Source organism: Anaerostipes rhamnosivorans, assembly GCF_005280655.1.
GTDB lineage: Bacteria > Bacillota > Clostridia > Lachnospirales > Lachnospiraceae > Anaerostipes > Anaerostipes rhamnosivorans.
Genome location: NZ_CP040058.1, coordinates 3,540,969 through 3,566,587 on the forward strand (window position 1 = coordinate 3,540,969; position 25,619 = coordinate 3,566,587).

The 25,619-nt window shown below is 46.0% G+C and carries 23 protein-coding genes; 6 read left to right on the forward strand and 17 right to left on the reverse strand.

Features of this window, described 5'->3' with window-relative positions:
• Nucleotides 1-5: 5 nt before the first annotated feature.
• The gene (locus AR1Y2_RS17415) at nt 6-722 is read right to left on the reverse strand and encodes a 5'-methylthioadenosine/adenosylhomocysteine nucleosidase (protein WP_137330110.1); all 717 of its coding nucleotides are present in this window, start codon (nt 720-722) and stop codon (nt 6-8) included.
• A gap of 142 nt (nt 723-864) precedes the next feature.
• On the opposite strand from AR1Y2_RS17415, the gene AR1Y2_RS17420 reads away from it, so the two are divergent.
• On the forward strand, nt 865-1,110 hold the full coding sequence (locus AR1Y2_RS17420) for a TIGR03905 family TSCPD domain-containing protein (RefSeq protein WP_137330111.1): 246 nt from the start codon (nt 865-867) through the stop codon (nt 1,108-1,110).
• Nucleotides 1,111-1,135: 25 nt separating this feature from the next.
• Nucleotides 1,136-2,203 (forward strand): undecaprenyldiphospho-muramoylpentapeptide beta-N-acetylglucosaminyltransferase, encoded by a 1,068-nt coding sequence (locus AR1Y2_RS17425; protein WP_137330112.1) that lies wholly within the window; start codon nt 1,136-1,138, stop codon nt 2,201-2,203.
• A gap of 103 nt (nt 2,204-2,306) precedes the next feature.
• Here AR1Y2_RS17425 and AR1Y2_RS17430 read toward each other — a convergent pair whose 3' ends face one another.
• Entirely contained in the window at nt 2,307-3,197 is an 891-nt protein-coding gene (locus tag AR1Y2_RS17430; protein WP_137330113.1) for a PHP domain-containing protein, read from the reverse strand.
• Nucleotides 3,198-3,324: 127 nt separating this feature from the next.
• Between AR1Y2_RS17430 and AR1Y2_RS17435 the strand changes: the two genes are divergently transcribed.
• Nucleotides 3,325-4,257: an AraC family transcriptional regulator gene (locus tag AR1Y2_RS17435; protein WP_137330114.1), complete on the forward strand. Its 933-nt coding sequence runs from the start codon at nt 3,325-3,327 to the stop codon at nt 4,255-4,257.
• Nucleotides 4,258-4,304: 47 nt separating this feature from the next.
• On the opposite strand, the gene AR1Y2_RS17440 is transcribed toward AR1Y2_RS17435, so the two are convergent.
• Genes AR1Y2_RS17440 through AR1Y2_RS17455 form a run of 4 tightly spaced genes read right to left on the reverse strand, consistent with a single transcriptional unit; the run spans nt 4,305 to nt 8,744 of the window.
• Nucleotides 4,305-5,693: an MFS transporter gene (locus AR1Y2_RS17440; RefSeq protein ID WP_137330115.1), complete on the reverse strand. Its 1,389-nt coding sequence runs from the start codon at nt 5,691-5,693 to the stop codon at nt 4,305-4,307.
• Nucleotides 5,694-5,700: 7 nt separating this feature from the next.
• Entirely contained in the window at nt 5,701-6,621 is a 921-nt protein-coding gene (locus tag AR1Y2_RS17445; protein ID WP_137330116.1) for a sugar phosphate isomerase/epimerase family protein, read from the reverse strand.
• Nucleotides 6,622-6,633: 12 nt separating this feature from the next.
• The gene (locus AR1Y2_RS17450) at nt 6,634-7,797 is read right to left on the reverse strand and encodes a Gfo/Idh/MocA family protein (protein WP_137330117.1); all 1,164 of its coding nucleotides are present in this window, start codon (nt 7,795-7,797) and stop codon (nt 6,634-6,636) included.
• A 20-nt stretch (nt 7,798-7,817) separates the two neighbouring features.
• A complete protein-coding gene (locus AR1Y2_RS17455; RefSeq protein ID WP_137330118.1) occupies nt 7,818-8,744 on the reverse strand; it encodes a sugar phosphate isomerase/epimerase family protein in 927 nt (308 codons plus the stop codon).
• 295 nt (nt 8,745-9,039) lie between these two features.
• On the opposite strand from AR1Y2_RS17455, the gene AR1Y2_RS17460 reads away from it, so the two are divergent.
• Nucleotides 9,040-9,936, forward strand: coding sequence for a MerR family transcriptional regulator (locus tag AR1Y2_RS17460; RefSeq protein ID WP_137330119.1), 897 nt, complete (start codon nt 9,040-9,042; stop codon nt 9,934-9,936).
• A 93-nt stretch (nt 9,937-10,029) separates the two neighbouring features.
• Here the strand turns inward: AR1Y2_RS17460 and AR1Y2_RS17465 are convergent, their stop codons facing one another.
• The 3 genes from AR1Y2_RS17465 to AR1Y2_RS17475 all read right to left on the reverse strand — a co-directional run bounded on the left by AR1Y2_RS17465 (nt 10,030) and on the right by AR1Y2_RS17475 (nt 12,094).
• The gene (locus AR1Y2_RS17465) at nt 10,030-10,908 is read right to left on the reverse strand and encodes an AraC family transcriptional regulator (protein WP_137330120.1); all 879 of its coding nucleotides are present in this window, start codon (nt 10,906-10,908) and stop codon (nt 10,030-10,032) included.
• A 4-nt stretch (nt 10,909-10,912) separates the two neighbouring features.
• A complete protein-coding gene (locus tag AR1Y2_RS17470) occupies nt 10,913-11,458 on the reverse strand; it encodes a 5-formyltetrahydrofolate cyclo-ligase (protein WP_243118803.1) in 546 nt (181 codons plus the stop codon).
• Between the two features lie 102 nt (nt 11,459-11,560).
• On the reverse strand, nt 11,561-12,094 hold the full coding sequence (locus tag AR1Y2_RS17475) for a TetR/AcrR family transcriptional regulator (RefSeq protein ID WP_137330121.1): 534 nt from the start codon (nt 12,092-12,094) through the stop codon (nt 11,561-11,563).
• A 172-nt stretch (nt 12,095-12,266) separates the two neighbouring features.
• On the opposite strand from AR1Y2_RS17475, the gene AR1Y2_RS17480 reads away from it, so the two are divergent.
• Together AR1Y2_RS17480 and AR1Y2_RS17485 are read left to right on the forward strand one after the other, a co-directional pair.
• Nucleotides 12,267-14,000, forward strand: a complete 1,734-nt coding sequence (locus tag AR1Y2_RS17480) for an ABC transporter ATP-binding protein (RefSeq protein WP_137330122.1) — start codon at nt 12,267-12,269, stop codon at nt 13,998-14,000.
• A 3-nt stretch (nt 14,001-14,003) separates the two neighbouring features.
• Nucleotides 14,004-15,899 (forward strand): ABC transporter ATP-binding protein, encoded by a 1,896-nt coding sequence (locus tag AR1Y2_RS17485; protein ID WP_137330123.1) that lies wholly within the window; start codon nt 14,004-14,006, stop codon nt 15,897-15,899.
• A 374-nt stretch (nt 15,900-16,273) separates the two neighbouring features.
• On the opposite strand, the gene AR1Y2_RS17490 is transcribed toward AR1Y2_RS17485, so the two are convergent.
• From AR1Y2_RS17490 to AR1Y2_RS17525, 8 genes are all read right to left on the reverse strand, one after another.
• Entirely contained in the window at nt 16,274-17,050 is a 777-nt protein-coding gene (locus AR1Y2_RS17490; RefSeq protein ID WP_137330124.1) for an HAD-IIA family hydrolase, read from the reverse strand.
• Between the two features lie 6 nt (nt 17,051-17,056).
• Nucleotides 17,057-17,752 carry an L-ribulose-5-phosphate 4-epimerase gene (locus tag AR1Y2_RS17495; RefSeq protein WP_137330125.1) on the reverse strand — a complete coding sequence of 232 codons (696 nt, stop codon included), beginning with the start codon at nt 17,750-17,752 and terminating at the stop codon, nt 17,057-17,059.
• A gap of 14 nt (nt 17,753-17,766) precedes the next feature.
• On the reverse strand, nt 17,767-19,059 hold the full coding sequence (locus AR1Y2_RS17500) for a sn-glycerol-1-phosphate dehydrogenase (RefSeq protein WP_137330126.1): 1,293 nt from the start codon (nt 19,057-19,059) through the stop codon (nt 17,767-17,769).
• A 3-nt stretch (nt 19,060-19,062) separates the two neighbouring features.
• A complete protein-coding gene (locus AR1Y2_RS17505; RefSeq protein WP_137330127.1) occupies nt 19,063-20,490 on the reverse strand; it encodes a PTS galactitol transporter subunit IIC in 1,428 nt (475 codons plus the stop codon).
• A gap of 27 nt (nt 20,491-20,517) precedes the next feature.
• Nucleotides 20,518-20,820, reverse strand: a complete 303-nt coding sequence (locus AR1Y2_RS17510; RefSeq protein WP_137330128.1) for a PTS sugar transporter subunit IIB — start codon at nt 20,818-20,820, stop codon at nt 20,518-20,520.
• A 27-nt stretch (nt 20,821-20,847) separates the two neighbouring features.
• Entirely contained in the window at nt 20,848-21,318 is a 471-nt protein-coding gene (locus AR1Y2_RS17515) for a PTS sugar transporter subunit IIA (RefSeq protein ID WP_137330129.1), read from the reverse strand.
• Between the two features lie 6 nt (nt 21,319-21,324).
• On the reverse strand, nt 21,325-23,406 hold the full coding sequence (locus AR1Y2_RS17520) for a BglG family transcription antiterminator (RefSeq protein ID WP_137330130.1): 2,082 nt from the start codon (nt 23,404-23,406) through the stop codon (nt 21,325-21,327).
• A 219-nt stretch (nt 23,407-23,625) separates the two neighbouring features.
• Nucleotides 23,626-25,584, reverse strand: a complete 1,959-nt coding sequence (locus tag AR1Y2_RS17525) for a PTS fructose transporter subunit IIABC (protein ID WP_137330131.1) — start codon at nt 25,582-25,584, stop codon at nt 23,626-23,628.
• Nucleotides 25,585-25,619 lie beyond the last annotated feature (35 nt).

Sequence of the window (25,619 nt, forward strand, 5' to 3'; positions counted from 1 at the left end):
ACGGATTATTGACTTACAAAGTTAGACGCTTCTTTGTCTAAAATACCGTGAATCAGTCTAATTATATGCTTTATTGCAGCTTCCTCAAATTCACTGTAATTTACTGTTGCTGTGTCGTCGCACTTGTCGGAGATAGCTCTTACAATCACAAAGGGTACGTCATTTAAGTATGCTGTCTGGGCCATGGCCGCCCCTTCCATCTCCGCACAGTACCCGCCAAAATTTTCGATCAGCCAGTGTTTCTTTTCGTCGCTGGAGATAAACTGGTCGCCGCTTAAAACCCGCCCGGTAAAGCATTGGATATCCGGATTGGCCTTTTTGCAGGCTTCCTCCGCCTCTTTTATCAGTGCGGCATTCGCCTGGAACACAGAACACTCCATACGCGGGATCTCTCCCAGCTGATAACCAAATCCCACGGCATCCATATCGTGCTGCACAGCATCGCTTGAGATCACAATATCCCCAATCTCAATATCCTTGTACAGGCCGCCTGCGACCCCGGTATTGATCAGTTTTTCCACACCAAAGCTGTCGATCAGTATCTGTGCGCAAACAGCCATGTTTACTTTTCCAATGCCGCTCATAACAACAACCGTGTCATTTCCCCAGAGCCTTCCCTCATAAAAATCCATGGAGGCTTTTGTCTTCTTTTTTACATTCTCCATAGAAGAGATCAGGGATTCCACCTCTTCTTGCATTGCCCCGATAATTCCTATTTTCATAAATCATTCTCCTTTTTACTGTCATTATTTCCGTCTGATAAAAATTATAACACAGCTTCCCCATCTATGTATTCTTCGATTTTTGTGATATAATACGGATTACCCATTTGGTATACAATAAAAAAATCAGGAGGTAACTACGATGGTTTACAAAACAAAAGGCGTCTGCAGCAGCGCTATTGAATTTGAGATAGAAGACGATATAATAAAAGACATACAGTTCCGGGGAGGCTGCCAGGGAAATACCACAGGCGTGGCAGCCCTTGTAAAAGGAATGGCAGTAGACGAGGTGATCGAACGGCTTTCAGGCATCCAATGCGGTTTCCGCGGTACCTCATGTCCTGACCAGCTTTCCAAAGCTTTAAAGGAATATAAAGAGACTCATTAACATCTGTTTAATTGATGGAGGTATTATGAAACGAATCGTATTGACCGGAGGGGGTACTGCCGGACATGTCACTCCGAATATGGCATTGGTACCTGCACTGGAGAAAGAGGGATATCAAATCAGCTATATAGGCTCCAAAGATGGGATGGAAAAGAAGCTGATCGAAGACATTGGTCTTCCCTACTACGGTATTTCCTCCGGTAAGCTCAGAAGATATTTTGATGTGAAGAACTTTACGGATCCCTTTCGGGTCATGAAAGGTTATTTTGACGCTAAAAAAACATTAAAGCATTTGAAACCCAATGTCGTGTTTTCCAAAGGCGGATTCGTCACCGTACCTGTGGTCATGGCGGCTAAGCATCTGCGGATCCCTGTCATCATCCATGAATCTGACATGACACCGGGTCTTGCAAATAAATTAAGCATTCCAAGTGCCAATAAGGTTTGCTGCAATTTTCCGGAAACCGTAAAACATCTCCCAGAAGGGAAAGCTGTACTTACTGGTTCACCGATCAGAGAAGAGTTGTTTACCGGTTCTAAGGAAAAAGGCCTTAAGCTTTGCGACTTTACATCTTCAAAACCTGTTCTACTTATCATCGGCGGAAGCCTTGGTTCCGTAGCGATAAACAATGCGGTCAGGGACAATATTGATGAGCTGTTGGAGGATTTTCAGATCATCCATATCTGCGGGAAGAATAACCTGGAATCTATGCTTGCAGGCAAAAGTGGTTACCGCCAGTTTGAGTATGTGAAAAAGGAACTGAAGCATCTCTTTGCCTGCGCAGACGTTATCATCTCCAGGGCAGGGGCCAACGCCATCTGTGAGCTCCTGGCCCTCAGGAAGCCGAATATCTTGATTCCGCTGGGATTAAACGCCAGCCGGGGAGATCAGATCTTAAACGCCCAGTCATTCCAGCGGCAAGGCTACAGCTATGTACTGAACGAGGAGGATGTCACCTCTAAGTCCCTGCTGAACGCAGTGCACGAGGTTTATGACAACCGGGCAAGCTATGTGAACGCCATGAATCAGAGCGAACTTTCCGATCCCATTGGAACCATTGTTAAGCTGGCCAACGAGCTCGCAAGAAAATAGACGGATTATCTAAGTATTCCATGCAATAAAATAGTCAAGCCCTTCAAAATGATAGGAAGGGCTTGACTATTTTTATTCTTGATTATTTTTTCTGTTGAACTGTCTACTTCACGATGCTCTCAAGCTGGGGCAGGATTTCATCTTCCGGATGGCTGCAGCCGTACTGTCCGATACAAATAGACGGCTTGGTCTTCCCGTGGTAATCACTTCCGCAGGTCACAAACAATTCATACTTTCCGGCCTCATGGCTGAAAAACATAGCATCCTCCGGTGAGTGATAACTGCTGAAGGCTTCTACCCCATCAATGCCGGAAACGGCGATCTCTTTCCAGAGTTCCATATGGTCCTTTAAGTTCACTCCCGGATGCGCCAGCACTGCCTTTCCCCCGCTTTCATGGATCTGAGTTATCACCTCTTCCATAGAAGGGAACTTTATACCCACATGACAGGGTTTATCCTGGGAGTAATAATCCCAGTAAAAATTCACGTAGGGATTGCTGCTTCTGTCTCCTCCCGGACGGTAAGGCAGGAGCAGTTCATGTTCCTGATATTCCGGTTTATTTAATAGAACTTCCGCAAACATCTCCCCTGTCCACCGGTTTTTCCAAAACATAGTTTCCGTCAGGGCTTCCATGTCTTTCTCAGACACATCAAATCCTAATTTTCTCGTCCCCTCAAGCATCTTAACCGATGCTTCACTGCTCTGCTCTGATATATTGTCCTCGATCTTTTGAAAAGCCGCATCCCTTTCATCTATTCCATACCCAAGAACATGCAGATTAACCCCTTGAAAGGTGCAGTCGATCTCTATCCCTGAGATAAAATGAATCCCCTCTTTCTGGGCTGCCTTTCTTCCTTTCTCCACGGCCCGGACACAGTTATGGTCTGCAATGGCCATATACCGGATGCCCTTTTCCTTGCATTTTTGCACTAATTCTTCCGGTTGAAACTCCCCGTCATCACTGTAATAAGAATGCATATGTAAATCTATCATAAAAACCCATACCTCCTGTATATCTGTACACCAGTCACCTTAATATATAAATACCGTCTTTTGCTGATTGAAACAATATAAATTTGGACCTATAATATAAAAAAAGCGACAAAAAGGAGGAATCTCTATGCCTTTGCAGGATTGTACAATCTATACTGACCAGGACAGGCGGGAAGTGCGGCCCCATGGAACCATCGAATTCCCGTGTGCCGGCTATGACTCTGTCTATTCTGTTGACAACGTCAGCAGGATCCCTTGGCACTGGCATGAAGAACTGGAAGTCATCTATCTGTACTCCGGGACTTTAGAGATAAGGGTCCCCGGCAGATCCCTGCGCATGAATGCAGGAGACAGCCTGATGATCAATTCTAATATCCTTCACGAGGCTGAAACCTCCGGAACCTGCCGGCTTCAGTCTCTTGTCTTTCATCCGGATCTCATATGCGGCTCTGAAAACTCTGTTTTCTATATAAAATATATCCAGCCGCTCATCAGTTCCTGTGCCATAGACTGTCTGCAGTTTTCTCCAGTAGACGATACTGTGCCGGAATCCACACAGTGCATCTTAAAGGCTTTCGAGGCCTTTTCTAAAGGTTCAAAGGGCCATGAATTTACAGTCAGGGAACAGCTCTCCCGCCTTTGTTTTCTTCTATATCAAAGCCATGAATCTGTGATCTCAGAAACCACGGCGAGGCCGGACCAGGATTCCTGCCGCATCAAAACAATGATTCATATGATTGAGGAGCGGTTTGCGGAACCATTAAAGTTATATGACATCGCAAAGTCCGCCAATATTGGTGAAAGGGAATGTTTACGGTGCTTCCGACGGACACTGGGGATCCCTCCCATGCAGTATCTGATCCGCTACCGTCTGTCCAAAGGCGCCCTTCTGCTTACAAAGACCAGCCAGAGCATCTCGGAGATCTCCATTAGCTGCGGTTTTGACAGTCCCAGTAACTTCTCCCGGATGTTTAAAAGGACTTACCAGTGCTCGCCCCGTGAATACCGGAACCGTAATAAAGAACAACGTGGGCAGGCCCGCCGTCCTGTTATAATATAAAATGCAGGGAGGAAGCCTGATTCAAAAGTTCCTTCCCTGCTGTTCATTTATAGCTGACCCTGAAGTTCCCGTTCTGTCAGTTCCTCCATGATCGTTTCATATTTTTTGTCCAGTTTGTACAGGACAAGAGTTATGATGACGACGACCCAGACAATGATCGGTCCCGTTTTATAAATGTTTATAATCATATCAATGGCCGACTGGGGCTGGGTGACTGCTCCTGCCGCAGAACTCAGATAGCCTGCCAGTGAGAGAAGTCCCGTCATGATGGCTGAGGCCAGGCCGGAACCAATCTTTGTTCCCACCGACCCGCCGGCAAATATCAGGCTCTCCTGGCGGATATGGTGCTTCCACTGTCCGAATTCCACCACATCGCCCAGCATGCCAAAGACAATAGCATTTAACGGCGATAATCCGATACCCCTGATGATACAGCACAAAAGCATCCACTGAAAACTGTAGGGATTGGCAAAGAACACAAGCTGTCCGGCCAGCGCTAACACCGCCCCCGCAAGCGCCATATTCCTCTTGCCGAAGTGTTTTAGCAGGATAGGGCATACGATACACGTGGATGCCACGATGGTCAGAGTTTCCGTCAGATACAGTGTACTGTACATCCATGTATCGTTGTGGAATATGTACTTGCAGTAATATGGCAGAATGGTCCCTGTCACACCGTAGATCACATTCTGCATCATCCAGAGGACCAATACGGCCCAAAAATACTGATTGGTCACTAAAAGCTTTAATGCCTTGAGCGCAGGTATCTTTTCCTGCTTCTCACGGGCTTCGATCTTTACGGTCTCCTGGCAGTTGGCAAAACAGATGATTAAAAGGACCATGGCGATCACAGCCCATATGCCCATGACGATCACCCATGAGGACTGGGTATCCCCAAACAGCTTTACTAACGGCATGGTGCAGGTTACTGCCAGAATACGCCCGAACGGTGACATTCCCATTCTCACGATACTGAGCATGCTCCGCTCCTCAGAACTTCTGGACATCATAGCAGATAGGCTTCCGTAGGGCAGATTGATGGCCGTATAACAGATGGTCGTACAAAAATTATACGTCACAAACATATACAGAAACTGCAGAAAGTTTGTCGTGTGGGGCACTGTGAATAACAACACGGCTGAGACGGCATATGGTGCCGCCATCCACAGGATCCACGGCCTTGATTTCCCCCATTTGGAGTTGGTTCGTTCCACAATAAATCCCATGATAACGTCAGAGAATCCGTCAAATACTCTGGAGAGCAGCATGACCATTCCGACTGTTGCGGCAGAGACTCCCACGTAATCTGTGTAAAACAGCGTCAGCACCGTGCTGATCATCCCAAAAACCACATTGCACGCCGTATCTCCGCATCCATAAGAGAATCTTGTTTTCCATGATAATTTTTCTAATATCGTTCCTTGCTTCTTTTCCATTCTCACTCTACCCTTTCAGCAGTTCCCGTTCAATGCGTTCTCTTGCCTCCGGCGCCTGCTTCTCCATCTTTTCCGGGAATCCGAACATGGATACACATGCGATGTTGTCTCCTCCGGCTTTCGGTGCAGCTTCCCTTAACTGGCTGTTTGCGAAGTCCATCTCTCTTAACGTCTCAAAAATCCCGTCAAAGTCCACGTCTCCCTCTCCCATGGCTAAATGCTGGTGAATGGTCACATCCGCTTTTCCTCTTCCGTTTAACCACGGCGGGTTGGCGATATAGCGGCAGTCCATGGTCTGGTTGAATGTATCCGCAAACAGTACGTGGGTCAGTTCTTCCCCTGCGTACTGTAACATGGAGCACACATCCCCTTTGCCCTCGTCATAGAAGAATCCATGTGGGGAAGAATACACATATCCAAGGTTCGGAGAGCGGAAGGATTTCACCAGATCACAAGTCTCATTGTTTAATTCACAGAAGTCATACGGATGGGACTGGATCTCCACCCGGAGCCCTTCCCTCTCAATGATCGGCAGAAGTTCTTCCATAGAACGGAACCACATGCCGTTGCAGATCTCCTGCTGGTTGGGATCCCCGGACAGCTCCGTGTTAATCACCTGCACGCCCATATCCACGGCGATCTCAATCATCCGTTTCCAGTTGGCTACTGCCATCTGTCTCTGCTCCTCTGTAGGTCCGGACCAGCGGTACACCACGATAAAGGAGGAGATCTCCACTCCGGTTTCCCGGAGTGCTTTCCTGTATTCTGCCTCACATTCCCTGGAGAACAGCGGGTGTTTATAGAATGGATTGATCCTTGGATGCGGAGACTGTTCGATGTATTGATAACCCCAGTCTGCCACCTGATGCACCATCCGGTTGATATCCATCTGCTTTGCCAGCACATCCACGTCAAATGCTATTTTCATCTCATCAGCTCCTTACTTATAATCTACCCACTGTGCACCCTGATCTGCGGATTGAACACAGTTTTCTACCCAGCGCACGCCCTCTGCCCCTGCGTGTACATTGGGATACCAGAACTCCACATGCTCTCCTCTGTCACATGCGTCCATGGCCTGCGCAAAGCGGCTGTATAAGTTACTCCATGCTTCAAACAAACCTTCCGGATGCCCTGCCCCAATACGGTCTTCCTCCAGGGCAGAAGGTGCCAGATATCCCATGCCTCTTTCCAGAACACGTACAGGTTCATTCTGCACTTCATAGGTCAGCTGGTTCGGATGCTCATCCCACCACTCAATAGATGCCTTTTCACCGATGACACGAATCTTCTGCCCATGCATGGAACCGCAGTTTACACAGCATGACCAAACGTATCCCACGGCACCATTGTCATATTCCATGATGGTCATAGCGTTGTCCTCCAGAGGTTTTCTGGACTCGACGAAGGACTGTCTGCTGCACATCAGCCGTTTGATCTTCATATCCGGAAGCATGACTTCAGATAAGTACAGCGGATGGGTTCCCACATCACCCAGCACATAGGACGGTCCTGCAACCTTTGGATCTACCCGCCATTTTGTGGAGGCTGTATTTTTTTCGACTGCCACGTTGTGGAATCCATGGGAGAACTGCATATTGACAATACGAATCTTTCCCAGCTTTCCTTCGGCGATCAGCTGTCGTGCCTCCTCGATGACCTGATGTCCCGCATAACCGTAAGTAACACCTACGATTTTATTTTGTTTTGCGGCCAGTGCCTCTAATTCCTCCGCCTCTTCAGTTGTAAAACAGAGAGGTTTTTCACATACAACATGAAGCCCGGCAAGCAAGGCTGCCTTTGTGATCTCAAAGTGTGTTCCGTTGGGAGTTGCAATGGAGACCGCCTGGATCCCGTCCTGGCGCTTAGCTTCCTTTGCAAACATAGTCTTATAATCTGGGTAACATCTGTCCTCATCCACATGAAGCTGCTTACCAAACTCTCTGCCCCTCTCCGGGTCAATGTCAAAGGCACCTGCAACCAGGTCAAAATTAAAATCTCTCATTGCGGCAGACCGGTGGATATAGCCAATCTGGCTTCCCTTTCCTCCCCCTACCATAGCCCAGCGGATCGGTTTTTCAATTTTCTTTTCTCCGTAATACATAGTTTTGTTCCTTTTCTGAATTAGATTTCATATCCTACACTTTTTAAATATGTAACACTGGCCTTCACGTCCCGGAGGCTTGTGTCTGAATTTCTTGGATCACGTTCCTGTTCTATGGTGATATATCCGCTGTACTGGATATCCTCCAAGGTCTGCTTGATCTCAGGGTAGTCCAGTGCGCCTTTTCCTATGGGACACATGGCTCCTTTTCCACAGCCCTCAAAAAAGCGGATATGTTTTCCCAGAACTTCCCGGTATACCTTTTCATCCACATCTTTAAAGTGGACATAATCCAGGCGGTCCGCATACTTTTTCAGCCATTCTGCCGGATCCATGCCGGAGTAATAAAGATGCCCTGTATCCAGGCAGAGACCTGCCAGCTCATAAGGAATGTCCCTTACCACCGCTTCGATCTCATCTGCAAACTCAATATAACCTCCGGCGTGAGGATGAATGACCGGCCGCACACCGTATTCATTTGCTTTTTCACAGATTCCCCTGATGTGGCCCATCATCGCTGCCCATTTTTCTTCTGAAAGCCTCGGCGCTTTGTCTGGATGTCCAGCCGCATAATCTCTCTCATCATGACCCCAGTCCATGATGGTCATATAAGGCGCAGCAAAATGCTGGCCCTCATGTACCGGAAGCGGCGGAAGCTTTGTGACCAGAGAACAGATCTCTTCTGTCTGTCTCAATACGTTTTCATAGTTTTCTTCACTCAGCAGATCGTCGAAGATCGTCCCTGCCACAATGGCTAATCCATTCTTTTTTAACTCCTCAGAGACTGTCTCCACATCAATCGGAAGATATCCGTAAGGTCCAAGCTCAATGGCCCGGTAACCCGCCTGGCCTGCCTCCTTAAGTACCCTCTGCCATGGCGGCAGATAAGGGTTCTTTACATCATCCACGCCCCAGCAGCAAGGAGCTCCGCAGATATTCATACTCATGTTAAAACCTCCTGTTTTGTTTGTTCATCATCGCTTTCTGTAATTATTATTTTAGAGAAAACAAAGGTCCTCCGCCTTTACTATTTTGTTCGCTGTGAGATTAAAAACAGGGGCATTTCAAAGAAATATATTAGAAATGAGAACAAGGACTCCACTATCTTGTATAAGACACAAACAAAGTACCCATAAATTACTCATATAATGATTTTAAAAAGATATGAAAAACCATTGACTCTCACGTAACGTGATAATGTAAGATAGAATCAAAGATACACAACAGATTGGAGATGATGTCTTGAGAACCATAAAAGAAGTTGCAGTACTTTCAGGCGTCAGCGTGCGGACCTTACAGTATTATGATGAAATCGGTTTATTAAAACCCGCAAAGGTCACCGGCGCCGGTTATAGACTATACGATGATGAATCAATAAACACTCTACAGCAAATATTACTTTTTAAGGAGTTGGAATTTCCTCTGAAGGATATTAAAAGGATCATGGAAAATCCCAATTTTAACAAAGAAGAAGCTCTGAGCAGGCAAAAAACACTGCTAAAAGCAAAACGGGACAGGCTGAACAGACTGTTAGACCTGATCGGCAGACTGGAACAAGGAGAAACCTATATGAGTTTTAAAGAATTTGATTTAAGTGAATATATCCAGGCATTGGAGCAGTTTAAAAAAGAGAATACAGAGGAGATTATGAAATACTGGGGAAGTACCGAAGCCTTCGATGAATTTATAAAAAGAGCCAGGGATCATGAGTCCAGCATCGCTCAAACGGCGGTGGAGTATTACGGCAGTGTTGAAAAATACACAGATGCCATGAAAGAGAGCCTAAGCCATTTCTCTGAGAATATGGAGAAGATGCGGAAGATCAAAGAAAAAGGGTATGTAGAAAAGAATAAAGACTTGATGGAGCAGCTGACAAGTGACGTTTCAAGGGATGTCAAATCTGAAGAAGTACAGAATATCATCGGCCAGATGTTGAATCTGCTGGATGAAGAAGACCAGCCTACAATGGATCTGGGCGAGAACTACTATGATAAGCTGATTGACGGATATCTCCACAATCCAAAGCTGATCGAGGCTATGGATCAGCAGTACTGTAAAGGAGCTTCAAAGTTTATAGGGGAAGCATTACAATATTATCTCAAGAAAAAAACATGTAACTCTAAGTTTAGAATTATTTGATTGCTATCTGTCCAACTACCTTTTTAGAATTAGAATCTATCAGAAGTATTCTGAAATCCTGCCCTCTTGTATGTATTCCTGCTCCTTTCACTCTCATGACTGGTCCCTCCTGCCCCTCAGCTTTTCCAGATACATGTTCCGGTACCGGATCGGCGTCATACCAACGGTCTTTGTAAACAGTGTGCTGAAGTAATTGGTATTATCGTATCCCACCATAGTGGCAATCTGGGTCGCCGTGAGATCGGTAGAGATCAGCATTGTCTGGGCAAGGCCGATCCGCCTGCGGATAATATAATTGATGGGAGTCATACCCGTGGCTTTTTTCAGGCCGTGGGAGACATAAGTGGCAGAGCAGTGCATGTCCTCGGCGATCTTGTCCAGATTTAATTCCTCTGTAAAGTGTTCATTCAAATAATCCAGGATCCTTGAGATAAACTCTTCCTCCCTCGTCTCCGCGGCCATAGCCTGCGGAAATGTATCCAGCTGGCTGGCAATGACCACCATGGAGGCGCAGAAAAGCTGCGATGCCAGCTGGCCTGCCGGATTCAGCTCTTCCATCATGTAAATCTGGTCACACATCGTCTTTAAAAACGGAAACAGGGATCCTGCATGGCGGATATAGGGCCCGCCCTCCGGCACCATCTGGTTTTTCTTAAGTCCCTTTAAGTGAAGGTTTGTAATACCGATACAATAATGGCCGATGTTGGTCTTCTCAGCCGTTGCGATCTCATGAAGGTCTCCCTGGTTATAATAAGCCACACAGCCTTCTTCTATGGGATAAATACTGGTGCCCACCTGATAGGTTCCGGTCCCCTTATATACAAGCAAAAGTTCACAGATAGATTCATGGCTGTGCAGCGGACGACTTATTTTCTCCGGGGTGCTCTCCTGTCTGGATATGTATACCATGGCTGGCAGCTTTCCGTCCTCAAAAACTTCTTTTAAATTCTGGTTAATATCAAATCGAATCAAAGTTTCACCCCTTCTCCGTGACCACAAGGTCCATTGGCACATCATAGCTGTCTGTAGGAATCTCCTCCCACAGAAGCTCTCTTCTGCATAAAACCACCTTCAAAAATTCTGTATCGCTTAGATACCGGTCATAATACCCGGCTCCATGTCCGAGACGTTTTCCACAGAAGTCTGCGCTGATACAAGGAATAATCCCCAGGTCAATCTCTCGTTTCTCCACAATGGGAGTATTTCTTTTTGGCTCCATGAGTCCGTAGATGCCCTGTTCTAACTGGTCCATACAGGTGATCTGCCTTACTTCCATGATTCCGGGAGCTGTGCACAAGGGCACTCCCACCCGTTTTCCCTGTCGGAAGCATTCTGTTAAAATCAATTCTGTGGATACTTCCTTTCCTACGGATATGTAACAGAAAACAGTCTCCGCCCTCTTAAATTCCGGCAGCATAAGGATCTGTTTCTGAATTTCTTCTTCCGAATCCCGAAGATATCTTGTGGATAACTTCTCTGTTTTTTGTTTGATCTGTTGACGGATGTACTGTTTTTCTTTCATATCCTCCACACCTCTGTCTGACCTTTCTTTACCAAAAAGGATAGCATATGAAAACAAAGTGGACAAGCCCATCATCTTTCCATCCAGCCATACAGACCGGTACTAAAACATATTTGAGATCACCTCACCTGCGATCTCACAGATTAAATCCGCTTCCTCTCTCATCTGTATAAATGGCTCAGTGATACAGGAAATTGCAACAGTAAGCTTTACTTTGTTCTTCATTGTATCCTCTAAAAGTCCGGTAGACATTAACCTTTCAGACAGGGTATTCGTTACGATCAATGGAAGCGGCAGTTTATGTTCGTCTTCATGCAGATATGGAAAAGTCTTTTCCAGACGTCCAAAATCAAAATCCTCCAAGAACTTTTTCACAAACATCTTTGGGTTTGTAAAGAACTCCATATAATAATCCAGATTTCCAAGAGTTCCTTCTATGTGCTCCAGGATCACTTCTTCATATAAGTCATAGATATCTGAATAATGCAAATAAAACGTTCCCTTATTGATCACAGCCTCCCTGGCCAGTTCCGTCACTGTGATCTTGCGGATGGGCTTTTTTCTCAGAAGCTTCTTTAAGACCCTTTTTAAATTTGCCTTTGTCTTTACAACTCTTAAATCTTCCCGTTTTTTCATGGTTTCAGAATCCTTCCTAAAAGTTCTGTATTCCTATCTGTGAAAGGTAATGAACACATCGTACGATGCCGTAGATTAATCAACGATATTTAAGAACCGTTGATTGAATAATAGACGATTGTTGATTATTATATTAATTTGTATAGAGAAAAAAGTAAAGGAGAAATGTTATATGATTCAAACATTAGGAAAAAGTATAAGGCAATATAGAAAAGAATCTATTAAAACACCGGTTTTTGTGACCTTGGAAGTTATCATGGAATGTATCCTTCCTCTGGTTATGGCAAAACTGATTGACGAAATGACTGCAACTTCCATGAACCCGGTCATAAAATACGGAGTTGCTTTATTTATCATGGCAATGATGTCGCTTGTTTTTGGTATCCTGTCCGGAAAATATGCGGCAACAGCGTCCTGCGGATTTGCAAAAAATCTGCGAAGGGATATTTATTTTAAAATACAGGATTTTAGCTTTGCTGATATCGATAAGTTCTCATCGTCCTCCCTGGTGACCAGGCTTACAACCGATGTCACCAATGTACAAAACGCTTACCAGATGATCATCCGTATTGCGGTGAGGACTCCGCTGATGATGATTTTTTCAGTAATCATGAGCATGGCGATCAATGTAAAAATGTCTCTCATCTTCCTGGCCATGATCCCAGTCATTGGTCTGGCCCTTCTCGGAATCGCTTGGTTTTCCTTTCCGGTTTTTCAACGAATTTTTCGCAAATACGATGCATTAAATAATTCAGTCCAGGAAAACGTCTCCGGTATTAGAGTTGTAAAATCCTTTGTCCGGGAAGACTATGAGAAAGCAAAATTCCAAAAAGCGTCGGAGGATGTCTGCAATGATTTTACAAAGGCGGAGAAACTGCTCGCCCTGAATAACCCGATCATGATGTTTGGGATTTACCTTGCCATCTTCCTGGTTAGCCTGATCGGCGCCCGGATGATTATTAGTACACAGGGAAGTGTATTAACTACGGGCCAGCTTTCTTCTCTTATCAACTATGGCGTTCAGATCCTGTCCTCCCTCATGATGCTGTCTATGGTGTTTGTCTTATGTTCCATGGCCGCAGAATCTGCCAATCGTATCTGTGAGGTGCTCACCCACGAAAGCAGCCTGGTATCTCCTGAAAATGGTATTACAGAAGTGAAAGACGGCAGTATCCGGTTTGACCATGTGTCGTTTAAATATAACAAACACGGCAAAAAGGCAGCTCTATCTGAGATTGACCTTATGATACCGTCTGGCGCTACTATAGGGATCATGGGCGGAACAGGCGCTTCCAAAACAAGTCTGATCCAGCTCATTTCAAGACTTTACGATGCCACAGAGGGAACCGTGTATGTCGGCGGAAAAGATGTACGCGAATATGATCTCGAAGCGTTGAGAAATGAAGTGGCAGTTGTACTGCAGAAGAACATTTTATTCTCCGGAACCATTAAGGGGAATCTTCGATGGGGTGATTCGAATGCAAGTGACGAGGAACTCAGACACGTATGCAGGCTTGCCCAGGCAGATGAATTTATCAGCCAGTTCCCGGACCAGTATGACACCTACATAGAACAGGGCGGAACCAACGTTTCCGGCGGGCAGAAGCAACGTCTCTGTATTGCCAGGGCACTGTTAAAAAAACCGAAAATCCTGATCATGGATGACTCTACTTCAGCGGTAGACACCAAGACCGATGCCCTGATCCGGCAGGCCATGAGAACAGAAATCCCTGATACCACAAAGATCATAATCGCACAGCGTGTTTCTTCCATAGAAGACGCTGACTTAATTCTTATTATGGAGGGCGGCCGGATCAAAGAATCTGGAAGCCATCAGGAGCTCATGAAACAGAAAGGTGAATACTATGATGTTTATGTTTCACAGAACAGCGGAAAGGAGGAGTAATAGATGGACGAAAAAAAGAAGATTCATAGTTTTAGAAGGCTGATAGCCTATATTTTTCATTATTATCCGGTTCAGTTAACCGTTGTAATGATTTGTATCGTAATCAGTTCCTGCGCTTCAGTGGTATCTACATTTTTTCTTCAGAGACTGATTGATGATTGTATCACCCCGGGAATCACTGGAGGTTTGTCCAGCGTGTGGGTTACCTTCACCTCTATCCTCTGTGTTATGGCTGCATTTTATGTGGCGGGCATTGTCTGTGCATTTCTGTATACCAGAATCATGGCCGTTGTGACACAGGGTACCCTGCGGAATCTGCGCGATGATATGTTTAAGCATATGCAGAAGCTGCCTATCCAGTATTTTGATACCAATGCCCACGGGGATATTATGAGTACCTATACCAATGATACGGATGCGATCCGCCAGCTGATCGGACAAAGCCTTCCGGCCCTGATACAGTCTATGCTGACCGTAGCCGTTATGTTTGTCATGATGCTTTACTACAGTCTGTGGCTGACGATTACTGTTCTGGTCATTCTAGGAATCATGATTGCTGTAACCAAACGGCTGGGAGGCGCCAGCTCCAGATACATGATGCTTCAGCAGAAATCCCTGGCCAAAGAGGAAGGCTTTGTAGAAGAGATGATGAACGGGCAAAAGGTAGTAAAAGTCTTTTGTCACGAAGAAGAAAGCAAGGAAGCTTTTACTGCGCTGAATGAGCAGTTATTTATCAACGGGGAAAAGGCAAACCAGTACGGCAATATCTTGATGCCGATCCTGAATAATATTGGAAATATCATGTATGTGCTGTTGGCTGTAGTTGGCGGACTGCTGGTTTACTTCCATGCCTCTAATTTCTGCCTGACAGGCATAAGTCCGATCACGGTCGGTATTATTGTTTCATTTTTAAGTATGGCAAGGCAGCTGTCACAAACTATCGGGCAGGCCTCTATGCAGATTTCTATGATCGCTATGGGAGTTGCCGGAGCCGGAAGAATCTTTCAGCTTTTAGATGAAGAAATTGAAGAAGATCACGGATATGTCACTCTTGTTCATGTGACAAAAAATGAAAACGGAGAACTAAAGGAATCTTCTGTCCCTACAGGAATGTGGGCATGGAAACATCCCCACAGAGAACAGGGCACCCTGACCTACACAGAATTAACAGGGGATATCCGGATGGAAGGAGTAGATTTTTCCTATGTACCTGAGAAGCTGGTCCTTCATGACATCTCATTGTTTGCAAAACCAGGACAGAAGATTGCTTTTGTCGGAGCCACCGGGGCGGGTAAGACTACGATCACAAACCTCATCAACCGCTTCTATGATATTCCTGACGGAAAGATCCGTTATGACGGAATCAACATTAATAAAATCTGCAAACCGGATCTGAGAAGGTCCCTTGGTGTAGTGCTTCAGGATGTGAACCTTTTCACCGGAACGGTGATGGAGAATATTCGTTATGGAAAGCTGGACGCCACAGATGAAGAGTGTATTGCTGCTTCAAAACTGGCCAATGCAGATGATTTTATCACAAGGCTTCCTGACGGGTATGATACTGTCCTCACGGGAAATGGCTCAAGCCTGTCACAGGGACAGCGGCAGCTGATCTCTATTGCAAGAGCCGCTGTGGCTGATCCTCCAGTAATGATCCTGGATGAAGCTACTTCCTCCATTGATACAAGAACAGAGGCTTTGGTACAGAAAGGAATGGATAATCTGATGAAGGGCCGGACCGTGTTCGTCATTGCACACCGTCTGTCCACCGTAAAAAACAGTGATGCTATTATGGTTCTGGATCATGGCCGTATCATTGAACGTGGAGACCATGATGAACTCATTGCACAAAAGGGAGTATATTATCAGTTGTATACCGGTGCTTTTGAACTGGAGTAGATCATTCCTTATCCTCTTGTTTTAAGGGTATCCTCAATATTTGCTTTGGCTTTGCCCATAATCTTTATGAAAGGATGTGTTTCCATGAATATATCCATGAATATACGTTAAATGAATCCGTGCCTGTCGGAATATATAAGGATTTGGTCATGGCATGTTCCACATGATTTCCGTTCAGCTCTTAGAATGCCTCACTCCAATCATGTAGAACATGGACGTAGTGTCTGCTGGATAAGAATGACAGTTAAACAGAAGGTGCCATCCTACGATAGTTTTTCTTCATTGTCGGAAGGAGGCCTTTCCAGAGCCGACTGGAGATAATGGAGAAAAACACATTGGATTTCCGTACACAACATCCAATGTGTTTTTCTTTTTTACAGTTCTCTCGTTATCTCACTTAAATCCTTCACAATGAGATCTGGTTTTATATCTCCATTCTCCACATCTTTTTGGGTACTCTCACCGCTTAACACAAGAATGGATGTCACTTGGCTTTGATCGGCCACGGCAATGTCTGTATACAGCCGGTCGCCTACAATGGCGATTTCATCCGGGCGGTATCCCGTCTCCTGAATCATATAATTTAATGTATGTTTTGAAGGTTTTCCGAAAAACTCCGGGTATCGTCCGGTGGAAGCCTCCACAAGCCTTGCCATGGAACCGCAGTCCGGGATAAACGTGCCTCCCTCCATGGGACAGTTTAAATCGGGATTGATTCCATAATAGATGCAGCCGTTCCGGATAAAATGACAGGCCCTGGACAGCTTTTCATAGGTCAGAGTCGTGTCAAATCCCAGAACAACAATATCCGGATCTTCTTCCACAAGAGGTATCCCAAAGCTTCTGAATTCGTTCAGCAGAGACGGTGTCCCCACAACATAAACACTTTTTCCAGAATACTTCTCCAAAAGAAACCGTATCATCACATGGCTGGAAATCATCATCTGCTCTTTGGAGATAGCAATGCCCATATTGGAAAGCTTTTCAATATAGGCCTGCTGGCTCTTGGAAGAGTTATTTGTGAAGAAGTAAAATTTTCTGCCTGTCTCCTCCACTCTGGAAAGAAAGTCCTTCGTAAACGGAAACAGTTCATTTCCAAGATAAATCGTTCCGTCCATATCCAGGACAAAAGCTTTGATATTTTCTAACATAGCCCCTCACTTTCCGGCGTTTCCATAGTAGGCATTGGGGCCGTGTTTCCGGAAAAAATGCTTATCCTGAATGGTCTTGGGCGCCTCACCCACTTCTGTCTTCAGCTGCTCTGTCCTGGCAGCCATTTTTGCCACCTCTTCCATCACGACAGCATTGTGTACTGCCTCCTCTGCATCCTTTCCCCAGGCAAACGGTCCGTGGTTTGTGCAGAGAACTCCCGGAACATAGGCTGGATTCATTCCCTGAAATGTCTCGACAATGACTAGCCCTGTATTTTTCTCATATTCCATTTCAATCTCTTCCGGTCTCAGACTTCTGGCACACGGGATCTCCCCATAAAAATAATCTGCATGTGTGGTTCCGTAACATGGGATTGGCCTTCCTGCCTGCGCCCAGGAGGCTGCCCAGGCAGAGTGGGTGTGGACAATGCCTCCCACCTGCGGAAATGCTTTATACAGTTCCAGATGGGTCGGTGTGTCGGAGGAAGGCTTATAATCTCCCTCCACACTCTCTCCGTTTAAATTCATAAGAACCATATCAGATGGTTTCAGGTCTTCATAGGCAATGCCGCTTGGCTTGATGGCAAACAACCCTTTTTCACGGTCGATGCCACTTACGTTTCCCCAGGTATAGGTAACCAGTCCCTTTGCGGGAAGTTCCATATTTGCCTCATAAACCTGCTGTTTTAATTCTTCCAGCATATCTTTCACCCTCCCTAATTCTTGATCACTTCTTCATAAAAACTATAGAACTTGAGAAGCCTCATAAACGTGATCCTGGCTCTCACATAAGGAGACAGCCTTGCGGTCTTTTCCTGGAAGCTCTCGTCAAATCCAAGATCCTCAAGAGATCTGACCCCGTCCACCTTTGCGAGCATCTCCGTAAGAGCCTCTGCAGAAGGAATCTCATCGATGACAGCTGCGATCTCATTCTTTTTATCCAGAAGCTTTTGGGAATCAACCTTTTCCAGCAGATTCGGTGTATTTTCCTCCATAATGGACTCGTACATGCCGAGCTTTGTAAAATTCACTCTGATCAGTTCTTCTTCCACCGGCATGGATTCTTTTACCGTAAAAGCCCCTCTGCGCATTTTCTGAGCTGCCTTGTGATAGATTTTAGAAGCGAGGATCAGACCCACACCCACTTTTTCTCCGTGGTAAAAATCAATGTAATCATTCAGCACTTCCATCTCCCACAGATGAGACATATGATGCTCCGCCCCTGAGGCCGGCCGGGAGTTTCCTGTCATCTGCATAGCCAGTCCTGAGAGCAGAAGCCCATACATAAGCTCCTCATAGGCTCCGGCATCTCCACTGGACAGCCCGGAAAGACTGTTGGTCAGCGCATCCAGCGCCTTGTACTCCATCTCACATATTTCTTCACAGATGTATTCCCCGGTCAGGATATGTGTGATCTTCCAGTCTGCCAGAGCCGTATATTTTCCAAGCAGATCTGCAACCCCGGAAGCTGTCAGGCGCATCGGCGCCTTGCTGAAAATATCAGTGTCCGCGATCACCACAACCGGTGATACGGCAGTAAAGCTTTTTTTAAATCCATGCCATGTCATGGCTGCCACCGTGGACACATAGCCGTCCACACTGGCTGCTGTAGGTACAGAGAAGAACGGGATCTTTCTCTCATAGGCATGATATCTTGTGATATCGTGGATCGTTCCTGATCCGACGGCAATCATCAGATCCACGTCTCCGATCTGGTCAAGCTGGTTTTTGGCCGCCTCCACGCCGTGTTCATTGGCGTGAAGGTTGGCTGGGTCAAGGACTGCTTTTTTCAGCCCCGGCACAAGATGTTCCACCGTCTTTCCTGCTGCCTCATAAGTATTTTCATCACAGATCATGACAATATTCTGGAGATTCTTATATGCGTCCCTTGAAAGGATCTCCGGGAGCTTTGAGACTGCCCCGCTTTCTATGATCATATCGTCCACAACGATCTCATGTTTTCTGCCGCAGCTGCACGGCTTCAAAAATTCTTTTACATCCACTTTCATACTCTACACCCCTGCCTCTTCTGCTGATTCATTTTTATTTGCCTGACGGTCTAAGTAAGCTACGATTTCCTTGTTTTTTAATTTAAATACTGCAAACATTGCCGCATAAACTGCCACCGCGATAGCGATGAATACCGGATTTCCGGAAAGGAACGCAAGGAATACGAAACCAAGCATCGGTTTTCCAAGAATGTTAAAGCTGGTGATCATGGCCGCTCCTGCCGGAATAGCAAAGCCTGCAGTCATGGCTACCTGTGTGAACAGCGGTGCTGTGTAGGTACACATCAAGAGCCCTAAACTAAACCAGATGGTTCCTGCCACAAGAATCTTTGACATATTTCCTTTATACACAGCTACCAGACCCTGTACCATGTATGGAATGGCAAGCAGATCCACAACCGGCAGCACCTGGTTGCCCGGAAGAATGGTGGAGACCACGATCATGATCGGGATCAGGAGAAGTCCGCTTGTAAGGGTTGCAGGCTCCCCGTATCCTACCGCATCATTGACTGCAATGTACCATTCTCTGTCTCCCGCTTTTCCCATGAATTTTCTTGCCGCCTCAGTGATCGGCGCAAATGCCTGCGCAAACATGCTGGCGATCTTGGGGAAGATGGCCATGACAGCACTGGTGGCAATGGCAACTTCTAAGATATCACCCCATCCGGCGATGGTTCCCAGCTTGTTGACGCTTCCCAGGATACCGATGAACATTCCAAGGAAAAATCCAAGTGTCATGGGCTCACCGAGGAATCCAATCTTCTTTTCAATGGATTTTGGATTCAGTTTTAATTTATTGAACCCCAGCTTATTTAAGACAGGATCAAACAGAATCGCAAAAATTGCAGGTTCCACATTGTGCATGGCAATGATTGTACAGTTGGGATAGTTATAATACTTGGACCACCGCTTTGCCACCAGCTCCGATATGAGCAGGCTGTATAGATTTAAAAGAATCATACATGCGATTCCAAGAATAAAATTGTGGGTCTTAAATATGACCATGGCTCCCCAGACAATATAAGAATAGTTATTCCAGAGATCCGACGGCTGGAAAATATTCGTCCACTTCACAAGAAACAGGATCGTCTGCAGAAGAATTCCCAGGCCCAGATAGATCATTCCGGCGCTGGTAGCAAAGGCAACGACGGAGGTCGCCTGCCATCCCACATCAAAGGTATTTAAGTTGACACCAGTGACGCCTGCCATAACCGTTGACATATTCTTGACCATCGGTGTGATGATCGGTGTAAATGCGCCGAGGATCAGAGTAAATCCCATCAGGGACACCCCTGCGTAAAGTGCTGATAAAAATGCTTTCTGAACTTTCACTTTAAAGATCAAAGCGATAATAAAAATAATAAATGGTACGATGATAGCCGATCCGAAGTTGTCAATGATTGATTTGAGTACTGCAAGAATTGCTTCCATATGTATTTCCTCCGTTTCACTTTCTATTTACTTCCCGACAGACTTCAGTGCCTCCACGATCTGGTCAAAGAACTCATCTTCTCCCATACCTGTGATACATGCAAAGGCATTGACTGCCGGAATCCCGTAATCTCCGTCCGGAAGAGGGCTTGTGTGGGCCAGGATATCAAATCTTCCGGACTGGGCCAGATTCAAAGCCTCCGTAGGCCTTGCCTCTGTGGTGGAAACTGAATATCCCTTTTCCCCTAATTTTTCTTTCAGCTTTGCTGCTACCATGGATGAAGTTACGGTTCCTGATCCGCAAACGGATAAAATATTTACAACTGACATAATATATCTCCTTTCGGTTTTCCCTGTTTAGGAAAGTGACTGTTCTTTGTCTTTAATTATTTGGATCACGTCCTGTTTCGCCTTGCATTCTGTCAACCCTCTCAATGTCTCTGGATCCTGCAGTACCTGCAGTATTTTTTGTAAAAATACGAGATGTTCCTCTGGATCGTCCACGGCGAGCATAAAGATGAGCCTTGCCATGACAACTTCATCTATGGTGCCCATCTGATAAAACTTCACAGGCTTTTTTAACACTCCGATAGCCACAGCGCCCTTATGCACATGGCTTTTGTCCGTATGCGGTATTGCGATCCCGATTCCTGCCATATTAACTCCTGTAGGAAAATCCTTTTCTCTTGCCTTCAGAGCGTCAATATAGGAATCCTTACAATAGCCTTCTTTTATCAATGTCTTACCCAGACGTTCAAAGACCTCCCCGGAGCTTTCGGCCTCCAGGCCTGTGAGCACCAGTTCTTCTTTTAAATCTTCCCAAATCATGTTGAATTACCTCATTTCATATTCATATCGTTTGATCGCGTTATAGACTTCTTCCCCGCTCCCTACATCCCGTATCTCATCTCTGAACTTCTGGTTATGGAACAGGTTCACCAGATGGAACATAGCCTTTAAGTGGGTTTCCTTATTGATAGCACTTAAACAGCAGACCCATTCAACCGGGTCAAATTCAGGTTTGCCGAATACTACTGGCTCTGCCAGCCTGATCAGGCTCATACCCACCTTCTTAGGCCCCGCATTTAAGGCTTCATGGGGAAGGGCAAAGCCCGGTGCCACCAGGATGTAAGGGCCGTTCTTTTCCACGTTCTCGATCATGGAGCTTATATACCGCTCCTCGATGCAGCCGTTTCTAAGAAGATACTGCGCAGACTGTCTGACAGCTTCCTGCCAGCTTTCGCAGCTTACATTTAACCTGACTGCCTCGCTGGGAAGCATTGCTAAAAGCGGCATGCTCACTTCCTTGTGGTAAAACTCATTCACTACCTCTTCAATCTGAAATACCATCTGTTCTGGGGACGTATTCTCGGCAAGGATCTCCTTGATCCGCTTCATGTGCGCCGCCTCCGGCTTCTCTTTGACCTTTGGCCTGCTGATGGCTTTATGGCTTCCCTTCAGCCGTGAAAGCTTTTTTCCAACATTGATACAGTCCTCGTCATTTAACAGTGGGTCCACTTGGATGTATTCCATATCGGTATCCAGCGCTACTGTGGAAAGGATCACATCCGCCTCGTCTATGTCTGCGTTTTTCAGGTCATGTGCCGGTATGATGTCCGCCACGTCGAAATTAAAATACTTCTTCAGCCTTGCCAGCAGAAGCTGGGATGTGCCGATGCCGCCGTTGCACACAAGGATCACGGAATAACGCTCCGTAGAATTCTTGTTCCGTTCCATGGCAGCACAGATATGAACTACAATGTACGAGATTTCCACCTCATTCAACTTTCGTCCGATATACTCTTCCAAGACAGATACGTTATTCTGCACTGCTTCCTGGATCTTCGGATAGCGCTCCAATACTTCTGTCACAACTGAATTTACCGTGTTATCCTGGATAGCCGATGAAAACATGGATTCCAGATGGTTGATCAGATTTTCGTAGAAAATATAATCCCCCTGTAAATTCAGATCGATATCAATGGACACATGTTCAATGAAGGTTCTTGTGATCACCTGCATCTTTACGATTTCCTGGTTGCTGGTTGTCTTTTTGATATAACGCATCTCATTTAATATTCTGCCAAGAAACTTGACCTCTTCCTCCACAACCTCAATCCCTGCAAAATCACTGAGCTGCTTTAATATGTAACCAGCCATCTCGTATTTGCTGTTCTTCTTGCTGTCCTGCTCCGCATACATTTTTAGTCTCATGCGGTACAAGCTTAACACCAGAAAATATTTCAGGTTTGTAAAAGAGGTATCCGTGAGAAACCTTCCTGAGAAATGTTCCGCCAGATTAATCACCTTTTCCATAGTCTTCAGATCTTCCATGTCCACCCGGCACTCTTCTTTCAGAGAACAGATGAGCCTCTCAAAGACCGGTGCCTCCCGGTAGACAGATTCGTTGCTCTTTATCATGGATAACAACAGCAGCCTTTTATTTTTTTCCTCACCTTCTAGTATCAATCCTTTGTTGGAATGGGAAACGACATACAGTTTGTGTCTCTTAAAAAATGCTTTCAGTCCATCCAGGTCCTGGATCACTGTGGACCGGCTCACATACATGCAGTCCGCCAGATCCGAAAGGGTCCGGTAGTCCTTTTCACAGATTAATAAAGTTGCCATAAACATCTTTCTTTCATGTCTCTCCAGCTTATAGGAGTAAAAATCATCCCGGAAAAGGTACTGACGCGCCCTTTCCATGTCTTTTCCTGTCTCGATGACTCCCTGTTTTCCGAGACTTACGCCGGATAGTTTGTTCTTGTTTAGAAATTCATTAATCTGCTCCAAGTCATTCCGGATGGTCCTCGTGGACACTCCGAACTGCTCTGCAAGCTCTTTCATATATGCCGCCTGCCCATATTCTTTTTTCTGAATCAGAGTAGATAAGATTTCCCGAGATCTCTTGTTCATATTTATCACCTCATCTATGTTCTGAGTATATCATCCATCCTTTTTAAAAAACAGTTTGAGGTATTTCATCTTTTGTGAAAAGAAATGTCACCAGTACATTTTCTTTCACAAAAAGTGAAACAAAAAAAGCAAGGTATATGGTTGTATACATACCTTGCTCTTTTCTGAGTCTCTAAGTTATAAACCTGCTTTAGCGTTATTTCCGCAATACAGGACCTTCTATTTGTTGAGTGGTTTTCTTGTGACAGACATAATCAGCATACCGATCACGGCCCCGACTGCAACAGCAACCAGGTACATCAGCGGATTTGTCACAACACCGATGACAAACAGTCCGCCGTGAGGTGCCGGAAGCCCGCACTTAAACGCCATAGACAATGCTCCTGCTGCCGCAGAGCCTATAATACAAGGTGGCAGGATATGGATCGGATCCCCAGCTGCAAATGGGATGGCTCCCTCTGTGATAAAGGACAGGCCCATGACGTAGTTGACAATACCTGATTTGCGTTCACTCTCTGAGAAACGGTTCTTAAAGAATGTGGTACACAGGGCGATGGCCAATGGAGGAACCATACCTCCGGCCATGACTGCTGCCATGATCGCATACTGTTCCGGTCCCGCATTTGCAACCGTAAGCTGTGCTGTTCCGAACACATAGGCCGCTTTGTTAAACGGTCCGCCCATATCCACAGACATCATTCCGCCCAGCACTGCACCTAATAAAATAGAACTTGTGCCGCTCATGGAGGATAAGAAGTTGTTAAGGCCTGTGTTGATGGCTCCCATGATCGGGTTAATAGCGATCATCACAACACCCATCACCAGAATCCCGCACACAGGGTAAAGGAGGATCGGTTTAAGCCCCTCCAGAGCGTTTGGAAGCTTATCAAAGATCTTCTTTAACAGGACAACAATATATCCGGCCAGGAAACCTGCCAGCAGTGCACCAAGGAAACCTGAGCTTACCGGTTTTGCCTCTGCAAAATTCATCACATTGCCGAAGGTATAGCCGGCATTGGCCAGTGCGCCTCCCACAAAACCTACCGCTAATCCCGGGCGGTCCGCAATGCTCATGGCGATGAAGCCGGCCAGTACAGGCAGCATAAATCCGAATGCCTGCTCACCAATGGTCTTTAAGACCGCCGCGAGTTCCGTGTTCTTCCCAAAGTTGCTAGGATCGATGGCCTGGTTGTCAAATAAGAATGCCAGCGCGATCAGAATACCTCCGCCGATGACAAAGGGAAGCATATGGGACACACCGTTCATCAGATGCTTATAGATGGTTCTTCCGATGCCTTCTCCCTCTTCGTTGGCTGTCTCATCCTCAGAGGCTCCGCTGTGATGGTAGACAGGGGCTTTTCCATCGAGGATGGTCTGGATCAGTTCTTCCGGCTTATGGATGCCGTCAGCGACCTTTGTCTGAAGCACCTGTTTCCCGTCAAAACGTGCCATCTCTACATTCTTATCCGCCGCGACGATGATACCGTCACAGTGCTTGATCTCTTCCTTTGTGAGAACATTCTTTGCCCCGCCGGAGCCATTGGTCTCGGCCTTTAAAGCAATGCCCATTTCCTTGGCCTTGTTTTCCAATGCTTCCGCGGCCATAAATGTATGTGCGATACCTGTCGGGCAGGCAGTGACCGCCAATACCCTGAGTCCGCCCTTTTTCTCTTCCCGTACAGCAGGTTCCGCCTTATCTTCTTTTGCCTCTTCTGGAAACTTTGCCGTCTCCTTCTCGTCGATATACTTTAAAAACTCTTCCTTTGTGCTGGCATTAATCAATTTGTCCAGGAATGCCGGATCCATTAAAATCGTTGAAAGTCTTGCAAGGGCCTCCAAGTGTACATCACTTCCCTCTGCCGGGGCGGCGATCATAAAAAATACCTTGGTAGGTTCCCCGTCCATAGAGTCGTAGTCAACTCCGTCCGGCACTGTCATAGCCGCAAGACCCGCTTTTTTTACTGCTGCGTTCTTTGAATGGGGAATCGCGATTCCTCCTCCGATCCCGGTGGTGCTCATTTCCTCTCTGGCGAGGATTCCTTTTTTATACTCTTCCCTGTCAGATAGATTACCTGTCTTATCCATAAGTCCGGTCAGACGGTCTATGGCATCCTCTTTTGAGTCGACCGAAACCCCAAGTTCAATTCCTTCTGTCTTCAATAATTCTGTAATACGCATGTAATCACTCCTTTTCATCAATGGCCCTCACACAT

What these genes read in the sequence shown, in the direction of transcription:
- AR1Y2_RS17440 (WP_137330115.1), bottom strand. Translation starts at nt 5,693, where the DNA reads ATGGAAAAGAAGCAAGGAACGATATTAGAAAAATTATCATGGAAAACA.
- AR1Y2_RS17435 (WP_137330114.1), top strand. Translation starts at nt 3,325, where the DNA reads ATGCCTTTGCAGGATTGTACAATCTATACTGACCAGGACAGGCGGGAA.
- AR1Y2_RS17485 (WP_137330123.1), top strand. Translation starts at nt 14,004, where the DNA reads ATGGACGAAAAAAAGAAGATTCATAGTTTTAGAAGGCTGATAGCCTAT.
- AR1Y2_RS17420 (WP_137330111.1), top strand. Translation starts at nt 865, where the DNA reads ATGGTTTACAAAACAAAAGGCGTCTGCAGCAGCGCTATTGAATTTGAG.
- AR1Y2_RS17445 (WP_137330116.1), bottom strand. Translation starts at nt 6,621, where the DNA reads ATGAAAATAGCATTTGACGTGGATGTGCTGGCAAAGCAGATGGATATC.
- AR1Y2_RS17480 (WP_137330122.1), top strand. Translation starts at nt 12,267, where the DNA reads ATGATTCAAACATTAGGAAAAAGTATAAGGCAATATAGAAAAGAATCT.
- AR1Y2_RS17455 (WP_137330118.1), bottom strand. Translation starts at nt 8,744, where the DNA reads ATGAGTATGAATATCTGCGGAGCTCCTTGCTGCTGGGGCGTGGATGAT.
- AR1Y2_RS17500 (WP_137330126.1), bottom strand. Translation starts at nt 19,059, where the DNA reads ATGAAAGTGGATGTAAAAGAATTTTTGAAGCCGTGCAGCTGCGGCAGA.
- AR1Y2_RS17495 (WP_137330125.1), bottom strand. Translation starts at nt 17,752, where the DNA reads ATGCTGGAAGAATTAAAACAGCAGGTTTATGAGGCAAATATGGAACTT.
- AR1Y2_RS17450 (WP_137330117.1), bottom strand. Translation starts at nt 7,797, where the DNA reads ATGTATTACGGAGAAAAGAAAATTGAAAAACCGATCCGCTGGGCTATG.
- AR1Y2_RS17490 (WP_137330124.1), bottom strand. Translation starts at nt 17,050, where the DNA reads ATGTTAGAAAATATCAAAGCTTTTGTCCTGGATATGGACGGAACGATT.
- AR1Y2_RS17430 (WP_137330113.1), bottom strand. Translation starts at nt 3,197, where the DNA reads ATGATAGATTTACATATGCATTCTTATTACAGTGATGACGGGGAGTTT.
- AR1Y2_RS17520 (WP_137330130.1), bottom strand. Translation starts at nt 23,406, where the DNA reads ATGAACAAGAGATCTCGGGAAATCTTATCTACTCTGATTCAGAAAAAA.
- AR1Y2_RS17425 (WP_137330112.1), top strand. Translation starts at nt 1,136, where the DNA reads ATGAAACGAATCGTATTGACCGGAGGGGGTACTGCCGGACATGTCACT.
- AR1Y2_RS17505 (WP_137330127.1), bottom strand. Translation starts at nt 20,490, where the DNA reads ATGGAAGCAATTCTTGCAGTACTCAAATCAATCATTGACAACTTCGGA.
- AR1Y2_RS17515 (WP_137330129.1), bottom strand. Translation starts at nt 21,318, where the DNA reads ATGATTTGGGAAGATTTAAAAGAAGAACTGGTGCTCACAGGCCTGGAG.
- AR1Y2_RS17470 (WP_243118803.1), bottom strand. Translation starts at nt 11,458, where the DNA reads ATGAAAGAAAAACAGTACATCCGTCAACAGATCAAACAAAAAACAGAG.
- AR1Y2_RS17415 (WP_137330110.1), bottom strand. Translation starts at nt 722, where the DNA reads ATGAAAATAGGAATTATCGGGGCAATGCAAGAAGAGGTGGAATCCCTG.
- AR1Y2_RS17525 (WP_137330131.1), bottom strand. Translation starts at nt 25,584, where the DNA reads ATGCGTATTACAGAATTATTGAAGACAGAAGGAATTGAACTTGGGGTT.
- AR1Y2_RS17510 (WP_137330128.1), bottom strand. Translation starts at nt 20,820, where the DNA reads ATGTCAGTTGTAAATATTTTATCCGTTTGCGGATCAGGAACCGTAACT.
- AR1Y2_RS17475 (WP_137330121.1), bottom strand. Translation starts at nt 12,094, where the DNA reads ATGAAAAAACGGGAAGATTTAAGAGTTGTAAAGACAAAGGCAAATTTA.